Genomic DNA, 20,813 nt, shown 5'->3' on the forward strand with positions numbered 1-20,813 from the left:
TCAGTCCTCAGCGAGGACGATCACCAGATCGCGAGGGCCGAACGTGACAGCGGCCGACTTACCCGGATTTAGTACGACACCGTAGGCGGGTGGCGAGGCGGCCTCGGCCAGCACGCGGTAGCCGATCGCGGTCTCGCCGCGCGTCCGCGCGGAGTAGATCACGGTGGCGAAGCTGACCGACACTCCGGGCTGGACGTAGTCCGTCGCCGGCTTGAGGTAGATCTCCGACCCGGCGGAGTCGAACAGGAAGCGGAACACCTGCCCCAGGTGCGGGTTCTCCGACAGCTGGGTCATCAGCAGGCTGATCAGCTTGTCGCTGACGACGAAGTCGTCGGCCTTGGTGACCTGGGCCAGCCGGCGGTTGCGGTCGTCGTTCATCTCGCTGACGATCGCGTACCGCTGCCCGGACTTCGAGGCCATGTCGCGCAGGTGCAGCAGCGTCACCAGCGTGCGTGAGTCGCCGTGCTGCGGCTCCAGCCGGTCGTCGGCCAGCACGATGATGTGGTCGAAGGTGCCCACGTCCAGCGCTTCCAGGGTGACCCGGTCGGTGGTGTCGCACTCCTTGACGTTCACCGCCAGGTTGCGCAGGGCCACCTTCGCCCGGTCCAGGCTGTCGCTCTCCTCGACGGCGGTGGCCGCCACGTGCAGGGTCGACCCGGGCGAGACGTAGTGGTCCAGCTCCTGCACGATCTTCGGGGCGCGACTGTTCCAGCCCAGCAGCAGCGTCCGCTCCGGCGGCGTCGCCTGGCGGACCGGGCGGGTGATCGCGCCCTCGACGATCGGCGGGAAGCTGCGGACGAGCCGGATGGCGGAGTCGTCCTCGGCGACCACGATCATCTGGTCGTCCGGCGTGATCTCGGTGTTCATCGGCGGGTTGAGCACCACGGACCCGTCGCCGTGCCGGATGCCGATGAGCGAGGCGGTCTCGTAGGCGAACAGCGCCTCGCCATAGGGGAAGCCGGTCAGTTTCGGCTCGGGCCGCAGGTAGATCTCGTCGCCGCCGAAGTCCAGCAGGTCCGTGCAGACCACCGACAGGCCCGACTGGCGACAGGACTGCACGATGAGCCGGGAGGCGATGTCGTCGGTGTCGACCACCTGCGCGTGGCCGCCCCCGGCCAGCTCGGCGGCCACCAGGTTGGTCGTGTCCGTGACGGAGGCGATGATCGGCGGGCGGCGGCGGCGCCAGTTGCGGTTCGTCAGCGCCAGCAGCGTCTTGACAACGTGCGCGTCGGGGTCGTCACCGGCCGGGGACAGCACGATGGCCGCCCGCGCCGTGTCGAGGCTCATCAGGTCGAGGTCGGTCGGCTCGGTCGGGCTGCCGGAGCGGACGACGACCCGGGTCTTGCCGGTGCTGCCCAGCCGCGAGCGCAGCTCCTCCTCCATCTCCAGCTTGTCGCGGTCCCCCAGGATCGCCACACAGGATTTCGACTCGCTCTCGTTGGCCTCCACCAGCTCGGGGATGATCGTGAAGATCTGGTCCGACCAGCCGATCAGCGTCGTGTGCCCGGACTCCACGATCTTGGAGCGGCCTTTGCGCAGCTCCGTCAGCTTGTTGTCCAGGCCGGTGGTGAGCACACCGACGAGGCTGCTGACGATGAGCAGGCCGCCGATCGTGATCGTGAATCCCAGGACGGTGAAGAGCGGGCTGCCCTCGTTGTCGCCGGCCACGGTGCCGGCGTCCATCGCCCGCATGAGCATGCCCCACAGCGCCTCGTTCCAGTTCTGGTGCGGCAGGTCGTCCCGCGCGAGCACATAGACGAGCACGCCGAAGCTGCCGACCATGACCACGGTCACCAGCGCGAGCCAGCCGATCAGGGCCGGAGTGCCCTTCGACATCGTGTTGTCGAACCAATAGCGAAGACGCTCGCGCCGCGTGGCCATGACCAGTCCCGTCGTTCATGGATCGCCGCATGGGACAAGCGACCCGGTCCCTATCCCCGTTCGACGGACGGGACGCCGTGCAGCGCGCCTTTCCCCGTGGCTGTCCCGTTCGCCTGTCTCTCGGGCTCTGCCTCGGTGACCGTGGTTACCAGAGGCGCCGGAGGTGACGCTGAGGCGCGCGAAGTTAACAATAGCGACATCTGCCCCTTTGCCCCACTGATCCACCGAAAGCATCCCTGACCGCTGATCAGACCCGCCGCATGACGTGCAGCAGGTATTCCTTGCGATCCAGCGGGTTGTGGTCCGTGCGCGGCCGGGCCGGTGCCGCGCCGGAGACGGGCTGGTAACGGTCGAAGGCGGACTCCAGCACACCCTCGCCGCGGGTCAGCCCCGGCAACTGCTGCTGCAACTCGTGTACGCGGGCCGCTGGGATGTCCCCCTCGACCAGGCAGGACGCGCCCCGCATGGCCGGTGTGCGGGGGACGGCCCGCAGCCGGGCCAGCTCCGGCAGCACGCCGCCGATCGTGTCGGCCGGGACCTCCAGGGTGAAGCGGTGCATCGGCTCGTGCACCCTGGTGCCGGCCTGTCGTAGCGCGTTCATCAGCACCAGTGGCGTCAGGTGACGGAAGTCCGCGCCGGTGCTCGACATGCTCTTGTCGAAGACGGCGTGGGAGTGACTTTGGCGGGGCGAATAGCCGGAGTGCGTCATGGTGACCGTGCAGTCGGCGACCTGCCATCCGTACAGGCCCTGGTTCAGGCTCTCTCGTACGGTGTCCTCGACCGCCTTGTGAAAGGCCAGCGGCAACGCACCGGGCGAGACCGCCAGCCGGTAGCGCACGCCGGTGCCCACCGGAGCGGGCTCGACGCGCAGCCCGACGGTGGCCAGGAACGGGTTGGGCGCCTTGCCGTTGAACTCGACCGCCGCGCCGGCGCCGATCGGCCGTTCGACGCAGATCGTGGTCGTCTCGCGGAAGCCGACCTCGAGGCCGAAGTCGGCGGCCAGGGTCGCCTGGATGACCTCCTTCTGCACCTCGCCGTAGAGCGAGACGTAGATCTCCTGCCGGATGTCGTCCTGGCGCAGGTCGATGAGCGGATCCTGCTCGGCGAGCTGGGCGAGGGCCACGCGAAGGGCGCCCAGCGCGGCGGCGCTCGCGGGGACGACGACCGTCTCCAGGGTGGGCGGGGCGAAGTGGTGGCGGCCGGCGTCCTCGGGCGGTTCGCCGATCGTGTCGCCGAGCTGGATGTCGGCCAGGCCCCACAGCTTGCCGATCTGGCCCGCCGCGACCGAGGGGCGCTGGACATCGGCGCCGCGCTCGAACACGCTCAGCGCGGTGACCTTCTGATCGTCACGGGGCTCGCCCTGACCGTCGTGGAACCGCAGCCGGTCCCGTACACGTACCGTTCCGCCGAACATCCGGGCATAAGCGATCTTCTCCCCCGCCGGGCCGCGTTCGACCTTGAAGACCGTGCCCGAGACGGGGTCGCCGGGCTCGCCCTGGGCGGCGGGCAGCAACTCCGCGATGCCGGCGCTCAGCGCGTCCACGCCCGCCCCCGTGATCGCCGAGCCGAAGAACACCGGGTGCGCCAGCGCCTGCCCGGTCTGCGCCGCGAGCTCGCGGCGCAGCCGCCGGTAGGAGAGGGCCGTCTCGTCATGGACGTAGGCGGCCAGGAAGGCGTCGTCGTGGTCGGCCAGCAGCTCGGTCAGCCGCGCGGTGAAGGCGGCGTCGCCGGGTCCGTACGGACGGAAGGCCGCCTCTGGAGTGCCCGGATCGCGCACCGAGCCCATCGCCACGATCGCGGGCGTCAGCTTCTCGGCGATGGCCCGCAGCAGCCCGTCGTCCTGGGCGCCACGGCGGTCGATCTTGTTGACGAACAGCAGGGTGGGGATCCGCAGCCGCCGCAGCGTGCGCATCAGCACGCGGGTCTGGGCCTGCACACCCTCGACGGCGGAGATCACCAGCACGGCGCCGTCGAGCACGCTCAGCACGCGTTCGACCTCGGCGATGAAGTCGGGGTGGCCGGGCGTGTCGATCAGGTTGACCGTGACGTCGCCGATCACGAAGGAGACGACGGCGGACTTGATCGTGATGCCGCGCTGTCGTTCCAGCGCCAGCGAGTCGGTCTGGGTGCTGCCGTCATCGACGCTGCCGATCTCGTCGATGACACCGGCGGCGTAGAGCAGCCGCTCGGTCAGGCTGGTCTTACCGGCGTCTACATGCGCCAAGATCCCCAAGTTCAACGTGCGTTTCAAGCGTTCTGTCCTCTAGATAGGTGGCTGTTGCCGTCGCGGGGGACACGAACGCTGGCCTCATCGGCGTGCTCCTTGGGTGGGGTGGACTGGTTGCCGGGAGGGAGTACAACAGACGGCCGCCGGGCCGGGCAACCGATTTTGCGCGACCTGCCGGAGTTTGCCGAACATCCATCATCAAGATACCTTCACCATTCGTATGATGGGATCATCCGAAATTCTGCGTGGAGGACACATGACCAGCGACGTACCGCACATCGACCTCACCGACCCCGACGTGCACCGCGACCCCTTCGCCGCCTACGGCCGCGCCCGCGAGATCTCCCCCATCGCCCGCGTGGGCGCCCCCGGCTTCGGCCCCATGTGGGTCGTGACCCGCCACGCCGACATCAAGACGATGCTCGGCGACCCCCGATTCGAGATCAGAAGCGACAGCTTCATGCGGCCCGACGTCCCCGAGGACTACCGGCCGTACATGCGCACCATGTCGGAGATGAACGGCGCCGAGCACCTGCGGCTACGCAGGCTGGCCGCCCCCGCCTTCACCGCCCGCCGCGCCGCCGACTTCGCCCCGCGCATCGGGCCGATCGTCGAGGCGCTCCTCGACGACCTGCCCGATCACGGCCCCGTCGACCTGATGACCCATTTCACCCGGCCGCTGCCCATGGACGTGATCTGCGAGCTCGTCGGCATCCCCGCGCCCGACCGCCTCCGCTGGCGCGAGTACGGCGCCACCGTCGTCACCAGCGCGGGCCCCGCCTTCGCCGCCGCCATACCCGCGATCATCGAGGGCGCCAAGGCGGCCGTCGCCCGCCGCAGGACCGAACCCGCCGACGACCTGATCTCCGACCTCGTCGAGGCCCAGGCGGAAGACGGTGACCGGCTCAGCGACACCGAGCTCGTCACCCTCATCTGGCATCTGGTCATGGCCGGCCAGACCCCCACCAACCTCATCGCCAACGCCGTCGAGGCGCTGCTCACCCACCCCGACCAACTGGCCGCGCTCCGCGCCGACCCCGGCCTCATGCCGGGCGCCGTCGAAGAGCTCATCCGCTGGTGCGGCCCCACCCTGCTGACGATCCCCCGCTACGCCCGCGAAGACGCCGAACTGTGCGGCACTCCCGTGGCCAAGGGAGACGCCGTCACCGCCTCGATCGCCGCCGCCCACCGCGACCCCCGCGCCTACGCCGACCCTGACCGCCTCGACCTCACCCGGCCCGCCGGGCAACCCGGGCATCTCGGCTTCTCCCACGGCCCGCACTTCTGCGTCGGCGCCGCCCTCGCCCGTGTACAGACCGAGGTCGCCCTCACCACCCTGCTACGCCGCCACCCCGGCCTCGCGTTGGCCGAGCCCGCGCCGCGCGCCCCCGACCCCGGCACCTGGCGCCTGGCCGCCCTCACCGTCACTCTCTGATCGTCGACCCTCTGATCATCGAGGAGATACCTCAGTGGTACGCGACCAGCCGACATGCACCTTCTGCGGCAAGACCCAGCGGCAGGTCCGCAAGCTCATCGCCGGCCCCGCCGGCATCTGCATCTGTGACGAATGCATCGGACTCTGCACCGAACTCATCGAGGCCGACGAGCGCACCCCGCCCCCTGACCTGCCCACACCACGGGACATGCACGAACGCCTCGACCACTACGTCATCGGCCAGGACGCCGCCAAAAGAACACTCGCCGTCGCCGTCTACAACCACTACAAACGCGTCCGGCACACCGAGGACCTCGAACTCGGCAAATCCAACATCCTGCTCATCGGGCCCACCGGCAGCGGCAAGACCCACCTCGCCCAGACCCTCGCCAGAATGCTCGACGTGCCCTTCGCCATCGCCGACGCCACCGCGCTGACCGAAGCCGGCTACGTCGGCGAAGACGTCGAGACCATCCTCCTCAAACTCCTTCAGGCCGCCGGAAACGACATCGCGAAGGCCGAGACAGGCATCGTCTACATCGACGAGATCGACAAGATCACCCGTAAGAGCGACAGCCCCTCCATCACCCGCGACGTCTCGGGCGAAGGCGTCCAGCAGGCACTGCTCAAGATCCTGGAAGGCACCACCGTCGGTGTCGCGCCCCAAGGTGGCCGCAAACACCCCCACCAGGAGGTCATCCATATCGACACCACTCATGTGCTGTTCATCGCGGGTGGCGCCTTCACCGGCCTCGACGACCTCATCGGACAACGCACTGGGCGCGGCAGCGCCGGATACGCCCCCACCCGGAGAACCGGCCCGCGATCTCACGTCACCCCCGCCGACCTGCTGACCTTCGGTCTCATCCCCGAACTCGTCGGACGGCTACCGGTGATCTCCACCCTGGACCCACTCGACCGGGCGGACCTCATCCGGATCCTCACCGAACCCCGCAACGCGGTCATCAGGCAGTATCAGCGGCTCTTCGCCCTCGACGGCATCGACCTCGAATTCACCGCCGAAGCCCTCGCCGCCATCGCCGACCAGGCGCTCCTGCGCCGCACCGGTGCTAGGGCCGTCCGCGCCATCCTCGAAGAGACACTGCTCAATCTCATGTACGAGATGCCGAGCCGCGACGACGTGGCCCGGATCGTCATCGACCGCGACACCGTACTCTCAACGTCAATACTCGACAACGTCAATCCCACTCTGGTGCCCCACGACCACCCCAGCCGCCGCCCGGAACGCCACGGCAAGTCGGCCTGACCGCTCACCCGCCGACGAACGCCAGCGCCTGCTGCAGATTGTGCTCGGCGATCCCCCGCATGAACTCACGCCCCGGAAAATCACCCTCGATCAGCCGCAACGGCCCGGCCACCAGCGACAGACGCATCGCCAGCGTGTAGAACGACAACCGCCGCTCATCCAGGCCCTCCCAGCGCAGCGACTCGTAATGCTCGTGGAAGCGCAGGCGCAGGAACGCGTGCTCCCACTCGACGTCGAAGTACATCAGCCCCTCGATGTCGATCAGCATCGGCCGGCCGGCGGCGTCCACCAGCACGTGGTCCGGCCCCAGCTCCCCATGGACCAGCGCGTGCGCCGAGCGCGGCCGCACGCCCGCCGCCAGCTCCCGGACCACGCCCGCCAGCCGATCACGAGCCGCCGCGAGCCGCCCGTCCCGCGCGGCCCCCTCCTCGAGGTCGACGAGCGCCCGGTCGAAGACCAGCTGCTCGCACGACCGGCCCGCGGAGACCCCGCCACGGTCGACCCAGGCCACCTTGCCGAAGCCCGGCGCCACCTGACCGCGCATTTCCTCAAGCGCTTCGGCCAGCCGCGCAAGGACCGGAGCCGCCGCCCGCGGATCACGCTGGAGCAGCGTCTCCAACGTCCCGCCCGGCACGTCCTCGACCACCGCGATGTCGGCCGGATAGAGCTCCCTGCTCCGGTCGGCCAGATAGACCCGCGGCACCCGCACCCCGGCGTCGTCCAGCCGCCGACGAGCGGCCTCGAACAACTCCAGACCGGAAGCGGGCGAGAACGGGTCCGCGGGATCGTCGACCTGAAGACCGGGCCAGTAGTTCTCGGCCGCGTCCCAGATATAGGCGATGGCGGTGAAACCGTCGTCGAGCAGGAGCCGGTACACGCCCTTCTTCGTGCCACCTCTAAGGCGCGTCACGTCGGCCAGCCGGCGCTCGGCCCCCAGGGCCGCCCGCACCACACCCGTCAGCTGCTCACGCACGGCGAACCTGCGTTCCATGGCTCCCCCGATGGTCTATCGGCAACTGTCAGGTGTGGGACGATAACACGGCGTTGACGCCGTCCCGCCTGCCTCTCCCCCCAGACGACCCCCCGCTGTCAACCCGCAGTATTGATACGGTTTGACCAAGTAATCGAAATCTTGACCGGATGGGGTAGCGGTGGAGATCGAACAGACGGCGTTGCCAGGGATCGGGCTGCGGCACGAGTTCACCACGCGGTCCGGGCGGCGGATCGGCATCGTCTCACACCGCACCGGCCGCCGGGACCTGGTGATCTACGATCCCGCCGACCCCGATCGCGCGTGTGAGACCGTCAAGCTGAACGACGAGGAAGCCGACGCGCTGGCCGAGCTGCTGGGCGCGCCGCGGGTGATCCAGCGGCTCAACGACCTGCACCGCGAGGTCGAGGGACTGGTCAGCGAGAAGCTGCCGATCGCCGAGGACTCGCCGTACGCGGGCCGGCCGATGGGAGACGCGCGGGTGCGCACCCGTACGGGCGCCTCCATCGTGGCCGCGGTACGCGCCGGCCAGGTCCTGGTCAGCCCTGGCCCGGACTTCGTCCTGGCGGCGGGCGACATCGTCGTCGTGGTGGGCAGCGCTGACAGCACCGCCGCGGTGGCCGACATCTTTGTCAACGGGTAGGGCCGCGAGTGCATCACACGGCGATTCTGTTCCTGGAGTTCGGCGCGGTTCTGCTGGGGCTTGGCATCTTGGGAGCGCTTGCCCTGCGCGTCGGCATCTCCCCGATCCCCCTCTATCTGATCGCCGGACTCGCCTTCGGCACCGGCGGCATTCTGCCGCTGGCCACCAGCGAGGAGTTCATCTCCGTCGGCGCCGAGCTCGGCGTCATCCTGCTGCTGCTCACCCTCGGCCTGGAGTACAACGCCGACGAGCTGGTGACCAGCTTGAAGGGCAACGCCCGGGCCGGGCTCGTGGATCTGGTGCTGAACGCGGCACCGGGCGCGATCTGCGCCTTACTTCTGGGCTGGGGCCCGGTGGCGGCGGTGGCGATGGCCGGGGTCACCTACGCCACCTCCTCCGGCATCACCGCGAAGGTGCTGTCGGACCTGGGCTGGATCGGCAACCGCGAGACACCGGTGGTGCTGTCGCTCCTGGTCTTCGAAGACCTGACGATGGCCGTCTACCTGCCCGTCCTGACCGCCCTGCTGGCCGGGTTGAGCCTGGTGGGCGGCGCTGTCACCGTGGCCATCGCGCTGGGCACGGTCAGCGTGGTGCTCCTGGTCGCGCTGCGCTACGGCCGCTTCATCGAGGCGTTCGTACGCAGCCCCAACTCCGAGGTGCTGCTGCTGAAGGTGGTCGGGCTGGCGTTGCTGGTGGCCGGCGTGGCCCAGCAGCTCCAGGTGTCGGCCGCGGTCGGCGCGTTCCTGGTCGGCATCGCGCTGTCCGGGGAGCTGGCGGAGGACGCCCAGGCGCTGCTGGCCCCGCTGCGTGACCTGTTCGCGGCCGTCTTCTTCGTCTTCTTCGGCCTGCAGACCGACCCGACGAAGATCGGCCCGGTGGCCGGGCTGGCCGTGCTGCTGGCCGTGGTCAGCATGGTCACCAAGTTGCTGACCGGCTTCTACGCCGCCCGCCGAGCCGGTATCGGCAAGGCCGGACGGGCCAGAGCGGGGATCTCGCTGATCCCCCGCGGCGAGTTCAACATCGTGATCGCCGGGCTGGCGGTGGGCGCCGGCGCCCACCCCGATCTCGGGCCGCTGGCCGCGGCATATGTGCTGATCCTGGCCGCGTTCGGGCCGCTGGCGGCGCGGCTGGTCCAGCCGTGGATCACCGCCATCGCCAAGCGTGCGTGAGCGCGGGACCAACCGCGCCCGCCGCCTTTACAAAGTAGACTCCTATTCGCGCGCCCCCGCAGGATCGGAATATACGCCCGATGTGCGACCGTTGGACTCGCGGTGGCGCAAAAGCCACAAAGGCGGCGGACGCAGCGTGTGCCCTTCAGGGCCCTTCAAAGGGCGGCAGAATGCGGCAGGGTCGGCTCCGCCTGACTTGAGGAGCAGTATTTGCGCCCATACGCAGCCGATCTCCTACACGTCGATCATATCGAAGACATTGACTGTTTCGAGCCGTTAAGAATTGCTTCACGGGCCGTTTATCCGGCGGGCCCATTGGCCTCGGCGCCCCGTACCCTGCTCGACATCCTCGACGAGACCGCGCGCCTCCACCCGGACGAGCCCGCGCTCGACGACGGCACCACCCGATTCGACTACCGGCGGCTCCGCGCCGAGGTGGCGCGGGTGGCGGACGAGCTCACGGCCTCCGGGGTCCGCCGCGGCGACCGGGTGGGCGTACGCGTGCCGTCCGGCACCGTCGAGCTGTACGTCACGATCCTCGCCGTGCTCGCGGCCGGCGCCGCGTACGTGCCCGTCGACGCCGACGACCCCGAGGAGCGCGCCGAGCTGGTCTTCACCGAGGCCGCCGTCTCCGCGATCGTGACCGGCAGAGCGAGCGACGAGCCGGCCGACGAGCCGGCGGACGACCCGGCGGACGAGCTGACCGGCAGACTGGTCGTACGGACCATGTCGCCCGAGTCGCCGGCCCCCCGCGACGATCACGCTCCGCGAGCGCCCCAGCCGGACGACGACGCCTGGATCATCTTCACCTCCGGCTCCACCGGCAAGCCCAAGGGCGTCGCCGTGACGCACCGCTCCGCCGCCGCGTTCGTCGACGCCGAGGCCGGCCTGTTCCTTCAGGAGCGCCCGCTGGGCCCCGGCGACCGGGTGCTCGCGGGCCTGTCGGTCGCCTTCGACGCCTCCTGCGAGGAGATGTGGCTGGCCTGGCGGCGCGGCGCCTGCCTGGTGCCCGCCCCCCGGTCGCTGGTGCGTACCGGCATGGACCTGGGACCCTGGCTGGCCGCGCAGGGCATCACGGCTGTCTCGACGGTGCCGACCCTGGCCGCGCTCTGGCCGGTCGAGTCGCTCGATGGCATCCGGCTGCTGATCTTCGGGGGCGAGGCGTGCCCGCCCGAGCTGGTGGAGCGGCTGGCCGTACCGGAACGAGAGGTCTGGAACACCTACGGCCCCACCGAGGCGACGGTCGTCGCGTGCGCGGCGCGGCTCACCGGCGCCGAGCCCGTACGCATCGGGCTGCCCCTCGACGGCTGGGATCTGGCCGTGGTCGGCGAGTCGGGCGACCCGGTGGCCATGGGCGAGACCGGAGAGCTGATCATCGGCGGCGTGGGCCTGGCCCGCTACCTGGACACGGCCAAGGACGCCGAGAAGTACACGCCGCTGCCCTCACTCGGCTGGGAACGCGCCTACCGCAGCGGCGACCTCGTCCGCGCCGAGCCGGAAGGGCTCTACTTCCTCGGCCGGGCCGATGACCAGGTGAAGCTGGGCGGCCGGCGGATCGAGCTGGGTGAGGTGGACGCCGCGCTGCAGGCGCTGCCGGGCGTCACGGGCGCGGCCGCCGCGGTGCGGACCGCCGGTGGCGGCCACCAGCTGCTCGTCGGCTACCTCGTGGCGGGCGAGGGGTTCGACCTCGCGGAGGCCCGCGAGCTGCTGGCCGAATCACTGCCCGCCGCGCTGGTCCCCCGGCTGGCGATGGTCGAGGCGCTCCCGACGCGTACCTCGGGCAAGATCGACCGTGACGCGCTGCCCTGGCCGCTGACCGACCCGGGCACCTCGGCCACCGCACCCGGCCAGCTGAGCCCGGTCGAGAGCTGGCTGGCCCAGCGATGGAGCGATGTCCTCGGCGTCGCGCCGGACGGGCCGGAGGCCGACTTCTTCACCGACGGCGGCACGAGCCTGGCCGCGGCCCGGCTCGTGTCGGTCCTGCGGGCCGACTACCCGGACGTGGCCGTGGGCGACGTCTACGCGCACCCGACGCTGGCCGGGCTGGCGGAGCTGCTGGCCACGCGCGGCCCGGCCAAGTCGGCCCGCCGGGCGGTGACGCCGATGCCCGTGCGGGCCTCGGTGGCGCAGGCCGCGCTGATGGTGCCGCTGCTCACGGCGGGCGCCATGCGCTGGATCGTGCTGCTGGCGACGCTCGGCAACCTGCTCGCGCCGCCTTGGGCGCCTGCCCTTTCGTGGTGGTGGGTGGCGCTGGGCTGGCTGGTGTTCGTCACCCCGCCGGGACGGATGGGCCTGGCCGCGGGCTCGGCCCGGCTGCTGCTGCGCCGCGTACGGCCCGGCCGCCATCCGCGCGGCGGCGGCGTGCACCTGCGCCTGTGGTTCGCCGAACAGCTGGCCGCCAGGCTCGGCGTCCCCGACCTGGCCAGCGCGCCGTGGATGGGCCTGTACGCCCGGATGCTCGGCGCCAAGGTGGGCCCCGACGCCGACCTGCACTCCGCTCCCCCGGTGACCGGTCTGCTCCGGCTGGGCAGCGGCGCCTCGGTCGAGCCGGAGGTCGATCTCAGCGGCTACTGGTACGACGGCGACATCGTGCGCGTCGGCGAGATCCGGATCGGCGCGGGCGCCACGATCGGCTCCCGGTCGACCCTGCTGCCCGGCACCAAGATCGGAAAGAACGCCCAGATCGCCCCGGGCTCGGCGGTCGCGGGCACCGTACCGGCCGGGCAGCGCTGGGCCGGGGCCCCGGCCACCCGGCAGGGCAAGTCGCGCCGGTCCCGGCCGTCCGACCGGGCCGTCCGCTCCCGGCGCTGGGTGCTGGTGTACGGCCTGTCGGCCGTCGTGCTCAGCCTGCTCCCCGCGGTCGCCATCGTGTCCGGCCTGGCGGTCCTGGCCCGCTACGCCGGGGACGCGCGCACCCTCGGCGCGGCGCTCACCGGCGCGCTGATCGGCGTGCCGCTCGCGACGGTCGTCGGAATGGCGGTGTTCGCCCTGGTCACGCTGGTGAGCGTGCGGCTGCTCGGCATCCGCCTGCGCCCCGGCCACCATCCGGTGCACAGCCGCCAGGCGTGGCAGGCGTGGGCGACGGGCCGGCTGATGTCGGCGGCCCGGGTCTGGCTGTTCCCGCTGTACGCGAGCGTGCTGACGCCGGCCTGGCTGCGCGCGCTCGGCATGAAGGTGGGCCGGGGCGTGGAGCTGTCGACCGTGCTCGCGCTGCCCACCATGACCTCCGTCGGCGACGGCGCCTTCCTGGCCGACGACACGATGGTGGCCCCGTACGAGCTCGACGGCGGCTGGATGCACATCGCGACGGCGCGCATCGGCAAGCGGGCCTTCCTCGGCAACTCGGGGATGACCGCGCCGGGCCGCAAGGTGCCCAAGGACGGCCTGGTGGGCGTGCTGTCCGCGACGCCGAAGAAGGCCAAGTCCGGCTCGTCGTACCTGGGCATGCCGCCCGTCGAGCTGCGCCGGACCACCGAGGAGGGCGACCGGAGCCGCACCTACGACCCGCCCGCGCGGCTGAAGGTGGCCCGCGCGCTGGTCGAGCTCTGCCGCGTGGTGCCCGCGATGGGCACGGTGGCACTGGCCGTGCTGACCGCCGGGGCGGTGGAGTGGCTCGCGGCGTCGTACGGCTTCGTGGTGACCGCGCTGCTCGGCGGCGTGCTGTTCCTCGCGGCCGGAGTGGTCGCGGCGGCCGCGGCGACCGTCGCGAAATGGGCGCTGGTGGGCAGGATCGCCGCGAGCAACCGGCCGCTGTGGAGCTCGTTCGTCTGGCGCAACGAGCTGGCGGACAACTTCGTGGAGGTGCTGGCGGCGCCCTGGTTCGCCGAACCGTGGCTGGGAACAGCGCCCCTGAACGTGTGGCTGCGCTCACTCGGGGCAAGCATCGGGCATGGGGTCACCCTTCACACCTACTGGCTGCCCGAGGCGGACCTGGTGAGCGTCGGCGACGGCGCCAGCGTCAACCGGGGCTGCGTGCTGCAGACGCACCTGTTCCACGACCGGGTCATGAGCATGGACACCGTCACGCTGGACGGGGGCGCGACACTAGGCCCGCACGGCGTGATCCTGCCCGCCGCGCGGGTCGGCGCCGACGCCACGATCGGCCCCGCCTCGCTCGTCATGCGCGGAGAGGGCGTCCCCGACGGCTCCCGATGGTTCGGCAATCCCATCGCGGCCTGGCGATGACGTCGTACTTTCCCTCGCACGGCGACCTCAGGTACGGGGTCGCGCACTACGAACTGGCGCTGAAGTACCGCGTGTCGACCAACTGGCTGGACGGCACGGCCCGGCTGTCGGTGCTCGCGCGCGAGCCGCTAGACGGCCTGGACCTGGACTTCGGCCAGTTCCGCGTGGTCGGCGTCACCGTCGGCGGCGTCAGCGCCCGCTACACGCACCGCGACGGCAAGCTGCGCGTCGGCTTGCCCGCGACACTGCTCGCCGGGGACACCGCCACGGTGGAGGTTCGCTACACGGGCAGCCCCCGGCCGGTACGGAGCCCGTGGGGCGGCCTGGGCTGGGAGGAGCTGAGCGACGGCGCGCTGGTGGCCGGTCAGCCGATCGGCGCGCCCTCCTGGTTCCCGTGCAACGATCGGCCCGACGACAAGGCGTCCTACCGGATCACAGTCACCACCGCCTCGCCGTACCAGGTGGTCGCCAACGGCGTGCTCGCCGGCAAGTCCCGGTCGGCCGGCACCACGACCTGGGTGTACGAGCAGGCCGAGCCCATGGCGAGCTACCTGGCCAGCGTGCAGGTCGGGCGTTACCAGTTCACGGACGTGGGCCGCACCCGCCTGGCCCACCCTTCCCGGCTCGGTACGCGCGCCCGCCACGACTTCGGCCGCCAGGACCAGATGATGGCGCTGTTCACCGACCGGTTCGGCCCCTACCCGTTCGCCACCTGCACCGTCGTGGTGGCCGACGACGACCTCGATATCCCGGTCGAGGCTCAGGGCATGGCGATCTTTGGGCGCAACCACGTCGACGGCCGGCGCGGGCACGAGCGGCTGGTCGCGCACGAACTGGCGCACCAGTGGTTCGGCAACAGCCTGACCGTGGCCGCCTGGAACGACATCTGGCTGCAGGAGGGCTTCGCCACCTACGCCGAGTGGCTGTGGTCGGAGGCGTCCGGCGGGCAGACGGCCGACGAGCTGGCCGCCCGCTGGCGCCGCCGCCTGGAGGTGCTCCCCCAGGACTTCGTGCTGGCCGACCCGGGGCCGGCGGTGATGTTCGACGACCGCGTCTACAAGCGCGGGGCCCTCACCCTGCACGCGCTGCGGCGGACGCTGGGCGACCGGGCGTTCTTCTGGCACCTGCGGGACTGGACCACCGCTCACCGGCACGGCAACGTCTCCACCGAGGCTTTCATCGCGCACATGCGGCGGCACACCGCCCTGCCCGTCGGGCCGCTGTTGTCGTCGTGGCTGTACGACAAACAACTGCCGTGATGTCGGCGGACGGATCTTCTCAGTCCTGTGGCCGCAATCGCGCCGCCGCGTCGTCGTCGAAGGTGTCGAGGAAGGCCGCGAGGGTGTCGGCGACGTGCGGCAGGGAGCGGGCGCGGAACAGCACGGGCTGGTATCCGGAGATCTCGTAGGGGGTGGCCAGCACGTCGAGCGGGTTCAGGTCGCGGATCCGGCTGCGGCCGATCCGCTCGATCTCGCCGTACGACGACAGCAGCGCCGCCCCGTACGCCTTCGGACTCCCGCCCTCCTCCAGAACCCCATATTCCAGGGTGAACCAGTACAGATCACTGATGATCTGGAGAGCTTTCTCCGTCTCCACCCGCGTCGCGGCGTTGCCGATCAGCCGGTAGATCGCGGCGAACTCCGGCGCGGCCAGATGGATGCCGTGGCCGAACACGTCGTGGATGATGTCCGGCTCCGGCGAGTACAGCGGCACCGCCGGGTGACGGACGAACTGCACGGCGTGGAAGTAGCCCCGGGCCATCGACCCGAGGAAGCGCTTGTTCTCCACCACTCCCCCGGCCAGCGTGAAGTCGAACCCCGTCAACCGCCGCAGCCGGGCGCCGACCACCGCGTGCGGCGGGATGCGATCGGCGGGGACACGGATCTCCTCCCGCGCCTCCAGCGCGGCCCGGCACGCGTGGGCCAGATGCGCGCCTTCGAGCGCGCGATGGACCCGGCGCCAGGTGGCGTGCTCGCTGTCGGTGTAGTCCACCGGCGGCGACGGGTCCCCCACCCGGTGGCCGCGGGCCAGTTCGGCCAACGCGCGGCGCCGGGCGAGGTAGCGCGAATCGCACCGCCCCGGGTGCTCGGCGGCGGCGCCGATCACGCCGTCGGCGCTGATCGGGGTCCGGCGCCACACATCGCTCATGAACTGATTCCTTACCGAACGGCCGCGCGCCTGACGCCTCGGGCCACAGGGCATGAACTGTCGTCGGCATTCGCCATGCGAGCCGGTGGTTACCGTGAGAACTATTGTTGGATTTCTCTGACTCGATCAGTCGCAACGGGTGGTAATCGTGGGGTAATTTTCTGTCACAGCCGGGTGCCTGACTGGCGCTCGGTCCCCGCCCCTGTTGGTGTCCGCATCAACGGGACAGCGTCCGGCGGGGCGGTGGCCCAAGAGGTGCACTTCCTCCAGCAGTGCGCAGTCAGGCCCTGACAACGCGGTTCTCACCCACGGTCTGCCCGGCTTGCCGGACGGACGCGGCTTCGGCTTCCACCAGATCACTTCCCGGCCACGGTCGGGTGCGACGAGACTACGCCGATGTCCGTTTTACTTAGGTAACACAGGGAACCGAAGACGCTTTACCGAAGCTTGGCGGGTCCGCGTGGATCATGGGACGCTGGGACGTACGATCGGCAGATGACCGAAAAGACCGAAACTGTGCCCGGCTGGCTCGCTCCGGAGGAACTGGAGTCGGTTCGGGGGCGGATGCCGATCCTCTATATCGACGCCGTGCCCGTGCGAGTCGACGAAACCGGCGTGGTGACCCGCGTCGGCCTGCTGCTGCGCATCGCCTCGGACGGGACGGTCAGCCGGGCGCTGGTCTCGGGACGCGTGCTGCACCACGAGCGGGTCCGCGACGCGCTCCTGCGGCATCTGGAGAAGGACCTCGGGCACACGGCGCTGCCCCAGGTCCCGGCGTCGCCGCAGCCGTTCACTATCGCCGAATACTTCCCGACGCCGGGTGTCACGCCCTACCACGACCCGCGCCAGCACGCCGTGTCGCTCGCCTACATCGTCCCGGTCGCCGGTGACTGCCGGCCCCGCCAGGACGCGCTGGACTTCGTCTGGTTCACGCCGGAGGAGGCCGCGTCCCCGCTGGTCCAGCAGGAGATGACAGGCGGCCAGGGGGTGCTGCTGAAGCAGGCGCTCGCCCAGGTCGGCCGCCTGCCGTAACCCGGTCGGGGCAGGCGCTCGCCAGGGTCGGCCGCCTGCTGTGACCCGGCCGGGGCAGGCGCCCACCCAGGTCGGGCGCCTGCCCTGACCGGGGGCTCAGGAGGCCGGCGGGGACGGGAAGGCGTCGGGGTTGGTCAGGCCGGTGCTCTCCAGCAGCCGCTGATGGTTCAGCACCGCCGCGTTGGCCTTCTCGGAGAAGGGCCGGACCAGGGTGTTCTGCGTGCTGCCGCGCACGGCGCCGATCAGGCCGAAGATCTGGCCGTGCGCGAGGCGCAGCCACTTCACGTACGTCGAGTCGTAGGCCTTGCCGGACCGGCTGGAGATGTCATCCATCCATTCCTTTTGCAGGTCGGTCGGCTTGATCGGCAGCTGCACCTTGAGCTTGGCCGCGAGAGCGAGGACCTGCTCGTCGAGAACACTGTGCTGGGCGGCGATCTCCTTGCTGACCTGCCGGACCCGCGCGCTGCTGGCCCGCGTCTGGGCCTGCTGCGCCATGGTCATCTCCCACAGGGTGGCGAGCCGGACCTTGGTGATCAGCTCCCGGTCGGCCGCCGACAACGGGCCCCACTTGGTCGCCCACGTACTGTCGTCCTTCACCGTCGCGGCCGCGGCGGGCGGCGCGCTCCCGACGGGCGGCGCGCTCGCGCCGGTCGGCACGACCGTCGCGCTGGGAATCTGGGCGCCGGGCAGACCGGCGCACGCGCCGAGAGCCAGGATCATGGCGGCGCCACTGATGACGAGAACGGGACGGCGGTGTCGCAGTCGCACGCCGTCACCCCCTTTGGGTCTGGACTGTTCAGAAGGAGGTACGCAGGCGTGGGCGGTGCCGTTCATAGCAGGATGCAATTTTTGCCCTGAGCAAAGATTTTCTCTCAGACGTCCGGCCAGCCGAGCGGATGCAGGGCGCTCTCCGGCGGCTCACCGCCCGCCTCGTTGAAGGCCGTCATCGCCGCGACCAGCGCCCGGCGCCGCTCGGCCGGCATGCGCGAGACGATCGCGGCGATCTCCGCACCGCGCCGGGCGGTTACCTGGTCCACGATCTGCAGTCCCTCGGGGGTCAGGCGCATCAGGCTCTCCCTGCGGTCGCGCGGGTTGGCCTCGCGCACGATCAGCCGGGCGGCGACGAGGCGATCGGCCATCCGCATGGCCGTGGAGGGGTTGACGTTGAGCAGCTCGGCCATGGCGACGAGCTTGGTCGCCCCGTGCCCGGCCAGCACCACGAGCATGCGGAACTGCGGCAGCGTGACCTTGTCCCCGACCGCGCCGAGCGAGCGGACGGCGATGGCGACGAGCAGGCGCGAGCCGGTGAGGACCGCCGCGACGACGGCGGACAGGTCCTCCCGGCTCTCCTGATCCACATTCCCCTCTCGCAATGGCCCCTCTTGCAATGGCCCTTCTTGCAATGGCCCCTCTCGCAATGGCTCCTCTGACATAAGCACTGTTGTACACGCCCTTTCTGAGGGCGTCAGATCGGTTCGCGTCAGCCGGTCTGGGTGCCCGGCCCGCTCCAGCGATCCAGATGGAGTACGTCGTCGAGCGGCAGGCGCGAGGCGGGCTTGAAGCTGTCCCCGGTGTAGTACGCGGTGGGGATGAGCGCGCCCTGCCGGATGTCGTCGGGCAGGCCGAGCAGCTCGGCCACCTCCCGCTCATAAGCCAGGTGCAGGGTGGTCCACGCCGTGCCCAGGCCGCGCGCCCGCGCGGCGAGCATGTAGCTCCAGGCCGCCGGCAGCAGCGACCCCCACAGCCCGGCCTGGTTCCCCTCGGGGAGCCGGGACGCCTGGATGCACGGGATCACCAGCACCGGCACCTCGCCCATGTGCTCGGCGAGGTGGACGGCGCTCGCCGCGACGCGCTGCTGGACCTCGGCGCGGGCCGGGTCGTCCTGGGACATGCTCGCGGTCACGCTCCCGGAGGCGAAGTACGCCTGCGCCGAGCGCGCGTAGTAGTCCCCGATGCGCCCGCGCAGCTCGGGATCGGTGACCACGATCCAGTGCCAGCCCTGGCGGTTGCCGCCGCTGGGCGCCTGCAGCGCGATCTCCAGGCACTCCCGCACCAGTTCGATGGGGACGGAGCGGTCGAGGTCGAGACGCTTTCGCACGCTTCGTGTTGTGGTGAGCAGTTCGTCGAGACCGAGCGATGGGATCGTCATGAGCTCATCGTGCCACCGGCCAGTTTCCGCCGATCCACCTTCCCCGTCTGGTTGCGGGGCAGGGTGGTCACGAACTCGATGTCGCGCGGCACCTTGAACCCGGCCAGCTCGTACTTGACCGCCTGCTTGAGCTCGTCGGCCGACAGCTTCGCGCCGGGTGCCCGGACCACGTAGGCGGCCAGGCGCTGGCCGTACTCCTCGTCCGGTACGCCCAGGACGGCCACGTCGGCGACGCCCGGCTGGCGGCCCAGGAGATTCTCCACCTCCTGCGGGAAGACGTTCTCGCCACCCGAGACGATCATGTCGTCCTCGCGGCCGTCGATGAACAGCAGCCCCCGCCCCTCCCGGTGCCCGAGGTCACCGGTGCTCAGCAGGCCACCGGCCTCCCTACCGGCCTCGCCGGCCCCGGTGGCACCGCCACCGCCAGTGCCGGTGGCGCTGCCGGCGCCGCCTGAGTAGCCGCTGAAGGTCAGGCCGCCACCCACGAGCACGCGGCCCACCTCGTACGGGGGCAGCTCGCGGCCGTCCGGGCCGGCGATCAGGACCGTGGTCCCGCGCACCGGGCGCCCGATGGTGTCCGGGGCGGCACGCAGGTCGGCGGGGGTGGCCAGCGTGACCCAGCCGACCTCGGTGGAGCCGTAGAGGTTGTAGAGCACGTCACCGTAGGCGTCCATGAACGCGGTGGCCAGGTCCGGCGGCAGCGCCGACCCGCCGGAGACCACCACGCGCAGATCCGGCAGCGACGGGACGTCTCCGCGCGCGAGCAGCCGTTTCAGCATGACGGGCACGGCCACCATCGCCGTGGCCCGATGGCGCCTGAGGACGCGCTGGACCGTCTCGGGATCGAAACGCCGCGTCAGCACGACCGGGCAGCCGAGCACCAGCGCCACGCCGTACCAGAGCAGGCCGAGACCGTGGAACAGCGGCGGCGCGATGAGGATCGGCTCGCCACTGCGCAGTGGCACGGTGGCCAGCATCGAGGTGAACGGCTCGGCCAGCGCGCTCAGCGACAGCCGGCGCGGCGCGCCCTTGGGCACGCCGGTCGTCCCGGACGTGAGCAGCACCAGCCGTCCCGGCCGGCGCGGCGCCGGAGGCTCGGGCCCGGCGGCGGTCGCGATCAGCTCGTTCAGGTCGCTGACTCGGGTCCCGGCGAAGTCCACCGCCGGCAGCTCCGGCGCGGCGATCAGGGTGCGTACGTCCTCGCGTTCCAGCACCTCACGCAGGCGCGGGCCGGCCAGGCCGGTGTTGAGCAGCAGCAGGTCCGCGCCCAGCCGCGACACGGCCGCCAGCGCCTCGACGAAGCCGCGGTGGTTGGGCCACATGATCGCCACGGTCTGACCCGGCTGGACGCCGAACCGGCCGTACAGGGCCGAGGCCAGCGCCGCCACCCGCGCGTCCAGCTCGGCGCACGTCAGTGAGCCGTCCTCGTCGTGGATGGCGGGGCGATCCGGCCAGCGCGCGGCGGCCATGGCCACGCCCGTGGCCGGGGTGACGTGGAAGTGCCGGAACGCCTCGATCATGCGCGCCAGGTTCGCGGGCGGCACGGGGCGCAGCAGGCCGTTGCGGGCGAACGTCTCCGCGGCCTCGACACCGAGGCCGCAGAGCCGGGTCAAGCTGGTGATCATCCGGGCACCTCTCCTCCGGGGCAAGAAAGCCCTACCCCCGGATCGGGGCGTCAAGTGCGGT

General features: G+C 71.1%; 15 protein-coding genes. 7 read left to right on the forward strand and 8 right to left on the reverse strand.

All coding sequences use genetic code 11. The features are described 5' to 3' along the window. Positions 1–1,881, reverse strand: a complete 1,881-nt coding sequence (locus tag ACIBO2_RS34570; RefSeq protein WP_358551934.1) for a potassium transporter TrkA — start codon at positions 1,879–1,881, stop codon at positions 1–3. A 247-nt stretch (positions 1,882–2,128) separates the two neighbouring features. Next, positions 2,129–4,132, reverse strand: a complete 2,004-nt coding sequence (locus ACIBO2_RS34575; protein ID WP_397302360.1) for a GTP-binding protein — start codon at positions 4,130–4,132, stop codon at positions 2,129–2,131. Positions 4,133–4,364: 232 nt separating this feature from the next. Here ACIBO2_RS34575 and ACIBO2_RS34580 point away from each other — a divergent pair, with 232 nt between their 5' ends. Both ACIBO2_RS34580 and clpX read left to right on the forward strand, forming a co-directional pair. Continuing rightward, the gene (locus ACIBO2_RS34580; RefSeq protein ID WP_358551938.1) at positions 4,365–5,543 is read left to right on the forward strand and encodes a cytochrome P450; all 1,179 of its coding nucleotides are present in this window, start codon (positions 4,365–4,367) and stop codon (positions 5,541–5,543) included. Between the two features lie 34 nt (positions 5,544–5,577). Beyond that, the gene (gene clpX / locus ACIBO2_RS34585) at positions 5,578–6,810 is read left to right on the forward strand and encodes an ATP-dependent Clp protease ATP-binding subunit ClpX (RefSeq protein ID WP_358551940.1); all 1,233 of its coding nucleotides are present in this window, start codon (positions 5,578–5,580) and stop codon (positions 6,808–6,810) included. A gap of 4 nt (positions 6,811–6,814) precedes the next feature. Here the strand turns inward: clpX and ACIBO2_RS34590 are convergent, their stop codons facing one another. Further along, entirely contained in the window at positions 6,815–7,801 is a 987-nt protein-coding gene (locus tag ACIBO2_RS34590; RefSeq protein WP_358551942.1) for a phosphotransferase, read from the reverse strand. 160 nt (positions 7,802–7,961) lie between these two features. Between ACIBO2_RS34590 and ACIBO2_RS34595 the strand changes: the two genes are divergently transcribed. The 4 genes from ACIBO2_RS34595 to ACIBO2_RS34610 all read left to right on the forward strand — a co-directional run bounded on the left by ACIBO2_RS34595 (position 7,962) and on the right by ACIBO2_RS34610 (position 15,057). Next, positions 7,962–8,444: a cation:proton antiporter regulatory subunit gene (locus tag ACIBO2_RS34595; protein WP_358551944.1), complete on the forward strand. Its 483-nt coding sequence runs from the start codon at positions 7,962–7,964 to the stop codon at positions 8,442–8,444. Positions 8,445–8,452: 8 nt separating this feature from the next. Next, complete coding sequence (locus ACIBO2_RS34600) at positions 8,453–9,613, forward strand: cation:proton antiporter (RefSeq protein ID WP_357954116.1); 1,161 nt, start codon at positions 8,453–8,455, stop codon at positions 9,611–9,613. A 315-nt stretch (positions 9,614–9,928) separates the two neighbouring features. Beyond that, positions 9,929–13,798 carry a Pls/PosA family non-ribosomal peptide synthetase gene (locus ACIBO2_RS34605; protein ID WP_358551946.1) on the forward strand — a complete coding sequence of 1,290 codons (3,870 nt, stop codon included), beginning with the start codon at positions 9,929–9,931 and terminating at the stop codon, positions 13,796–13,798. Continuing rightward, entirely contained in the window at positions 13,795–15,057 is a 1,263-nt protein-coding gene (locus tag ACIBO2_RS34610) for a M1 family metallopeptidase (RefSeq protein WP_358551948.1), read from the forward strand. Before ACIBO2_RS34605 ends, ACIBO2_RS34610 begins: the two co-directional genes overlap by 4 nt. A gap of 19 nt (positions 15,058–15,076) precedes the next feature. On the opposite strand, the gene ACIBO2_RS34615 is transcribed toward ACIBO2_RS34610, so the two are convergent. Then, entirely contained in the window at positions 15,077–15,946 is an 870-nt protein-coding gene (locus tag ACIBO2_RS34615) for a phenylalanine 4-monooxygenase (protein WP_397302367.1), read from the reverse strand. 495 nt (positions 15,947–16,441) lie between these two features. Here ACIBO2_RS34615 and ACIBO2_RS34620 point away from each other — a divergent pair, with 495 nt between their 5' ends. After that, a complete protein-coding gene (locus ACIBO2_RS34620; protein ID WP_225296815.1) occupies positions 16,442–16,978 on the forward strand; it encodes an NUDIX hydrolase family protein in 537 nt (178 codons plus the stop codon). 96 nt (positions 16,979–17,074) lie between these two features. Here ACIBO2_RS34620 and ACIBO2_RS34625 read toward each other — a convergent pair whose 3' ends face one another. The 4 genes from ACIBO2_RS34625 to ACIBO2_RS34640 all read right to left on the reverse strand — a co-directional run bounded on the left by ACIBO2_RS34625 (position 17,075) and on the right by ACIBO2_RS34640 (position 20,752). Then, on the reverse strand, positions 17,075–17,746 hold the full coding sequence (locus tag ACIBO2_RS34625) for a DUF4142 domain-containing protein (protein ID WP_397302370.1): 672 nt from the start codon (positions 17,744–17,746) through the stop codon (positions 17,075–17,077). A 104-nt stretch (positions 17,747–17,850) separates the two neighbouring features. Further along, entirely contained in the window at positions 17,851–18,336 is a 486-nt protein-coding gene (locus ACIBO2_RS34630) for a MarR family transcriptional regulator (RefSeq protein ID WP_358551954.1), read from the reverse strand. A 122-nt stretch (positions 18,337–18,458) separates the two neighbouring features. After that, on the reverse strand, positions 18,459–19,127 hold the full coding sequence (locus tag ACIBO2_RS34635; protein ID WP_358551956.1) for a nitroreductase family protein: 669 nt from the start codon (positions 19,125–19,127) through the stop codon (positions 18,459–18,461). Beyond that, complete coding sequence (locus ACIBO2_RS34640) at positions 19,124–20,752, reverse strand: AMP-binding protein (protein WP_397302375.1); 1,629 nt, start codon at positions 20,750–20,752, stop codon at positions 19,124–19,126. The genes ACIBO2_RS34635 and ACIBO2_RS34640 overlap by 4 nt, the downstream gene beginning before the upstream one ends. Positions 20,753–20,813: the final 61 nt, after the last annotated feature.

Origin of the sequence: Nonomuraea sp. NPDC050022 (assembly GCF_044460705.1) — a bacterium.
Lineage (GTDB): Bacteria > Actinomycetota > Actinomycetes > Streptosporangiales > Streptosporangiaceae > Nonomuraea.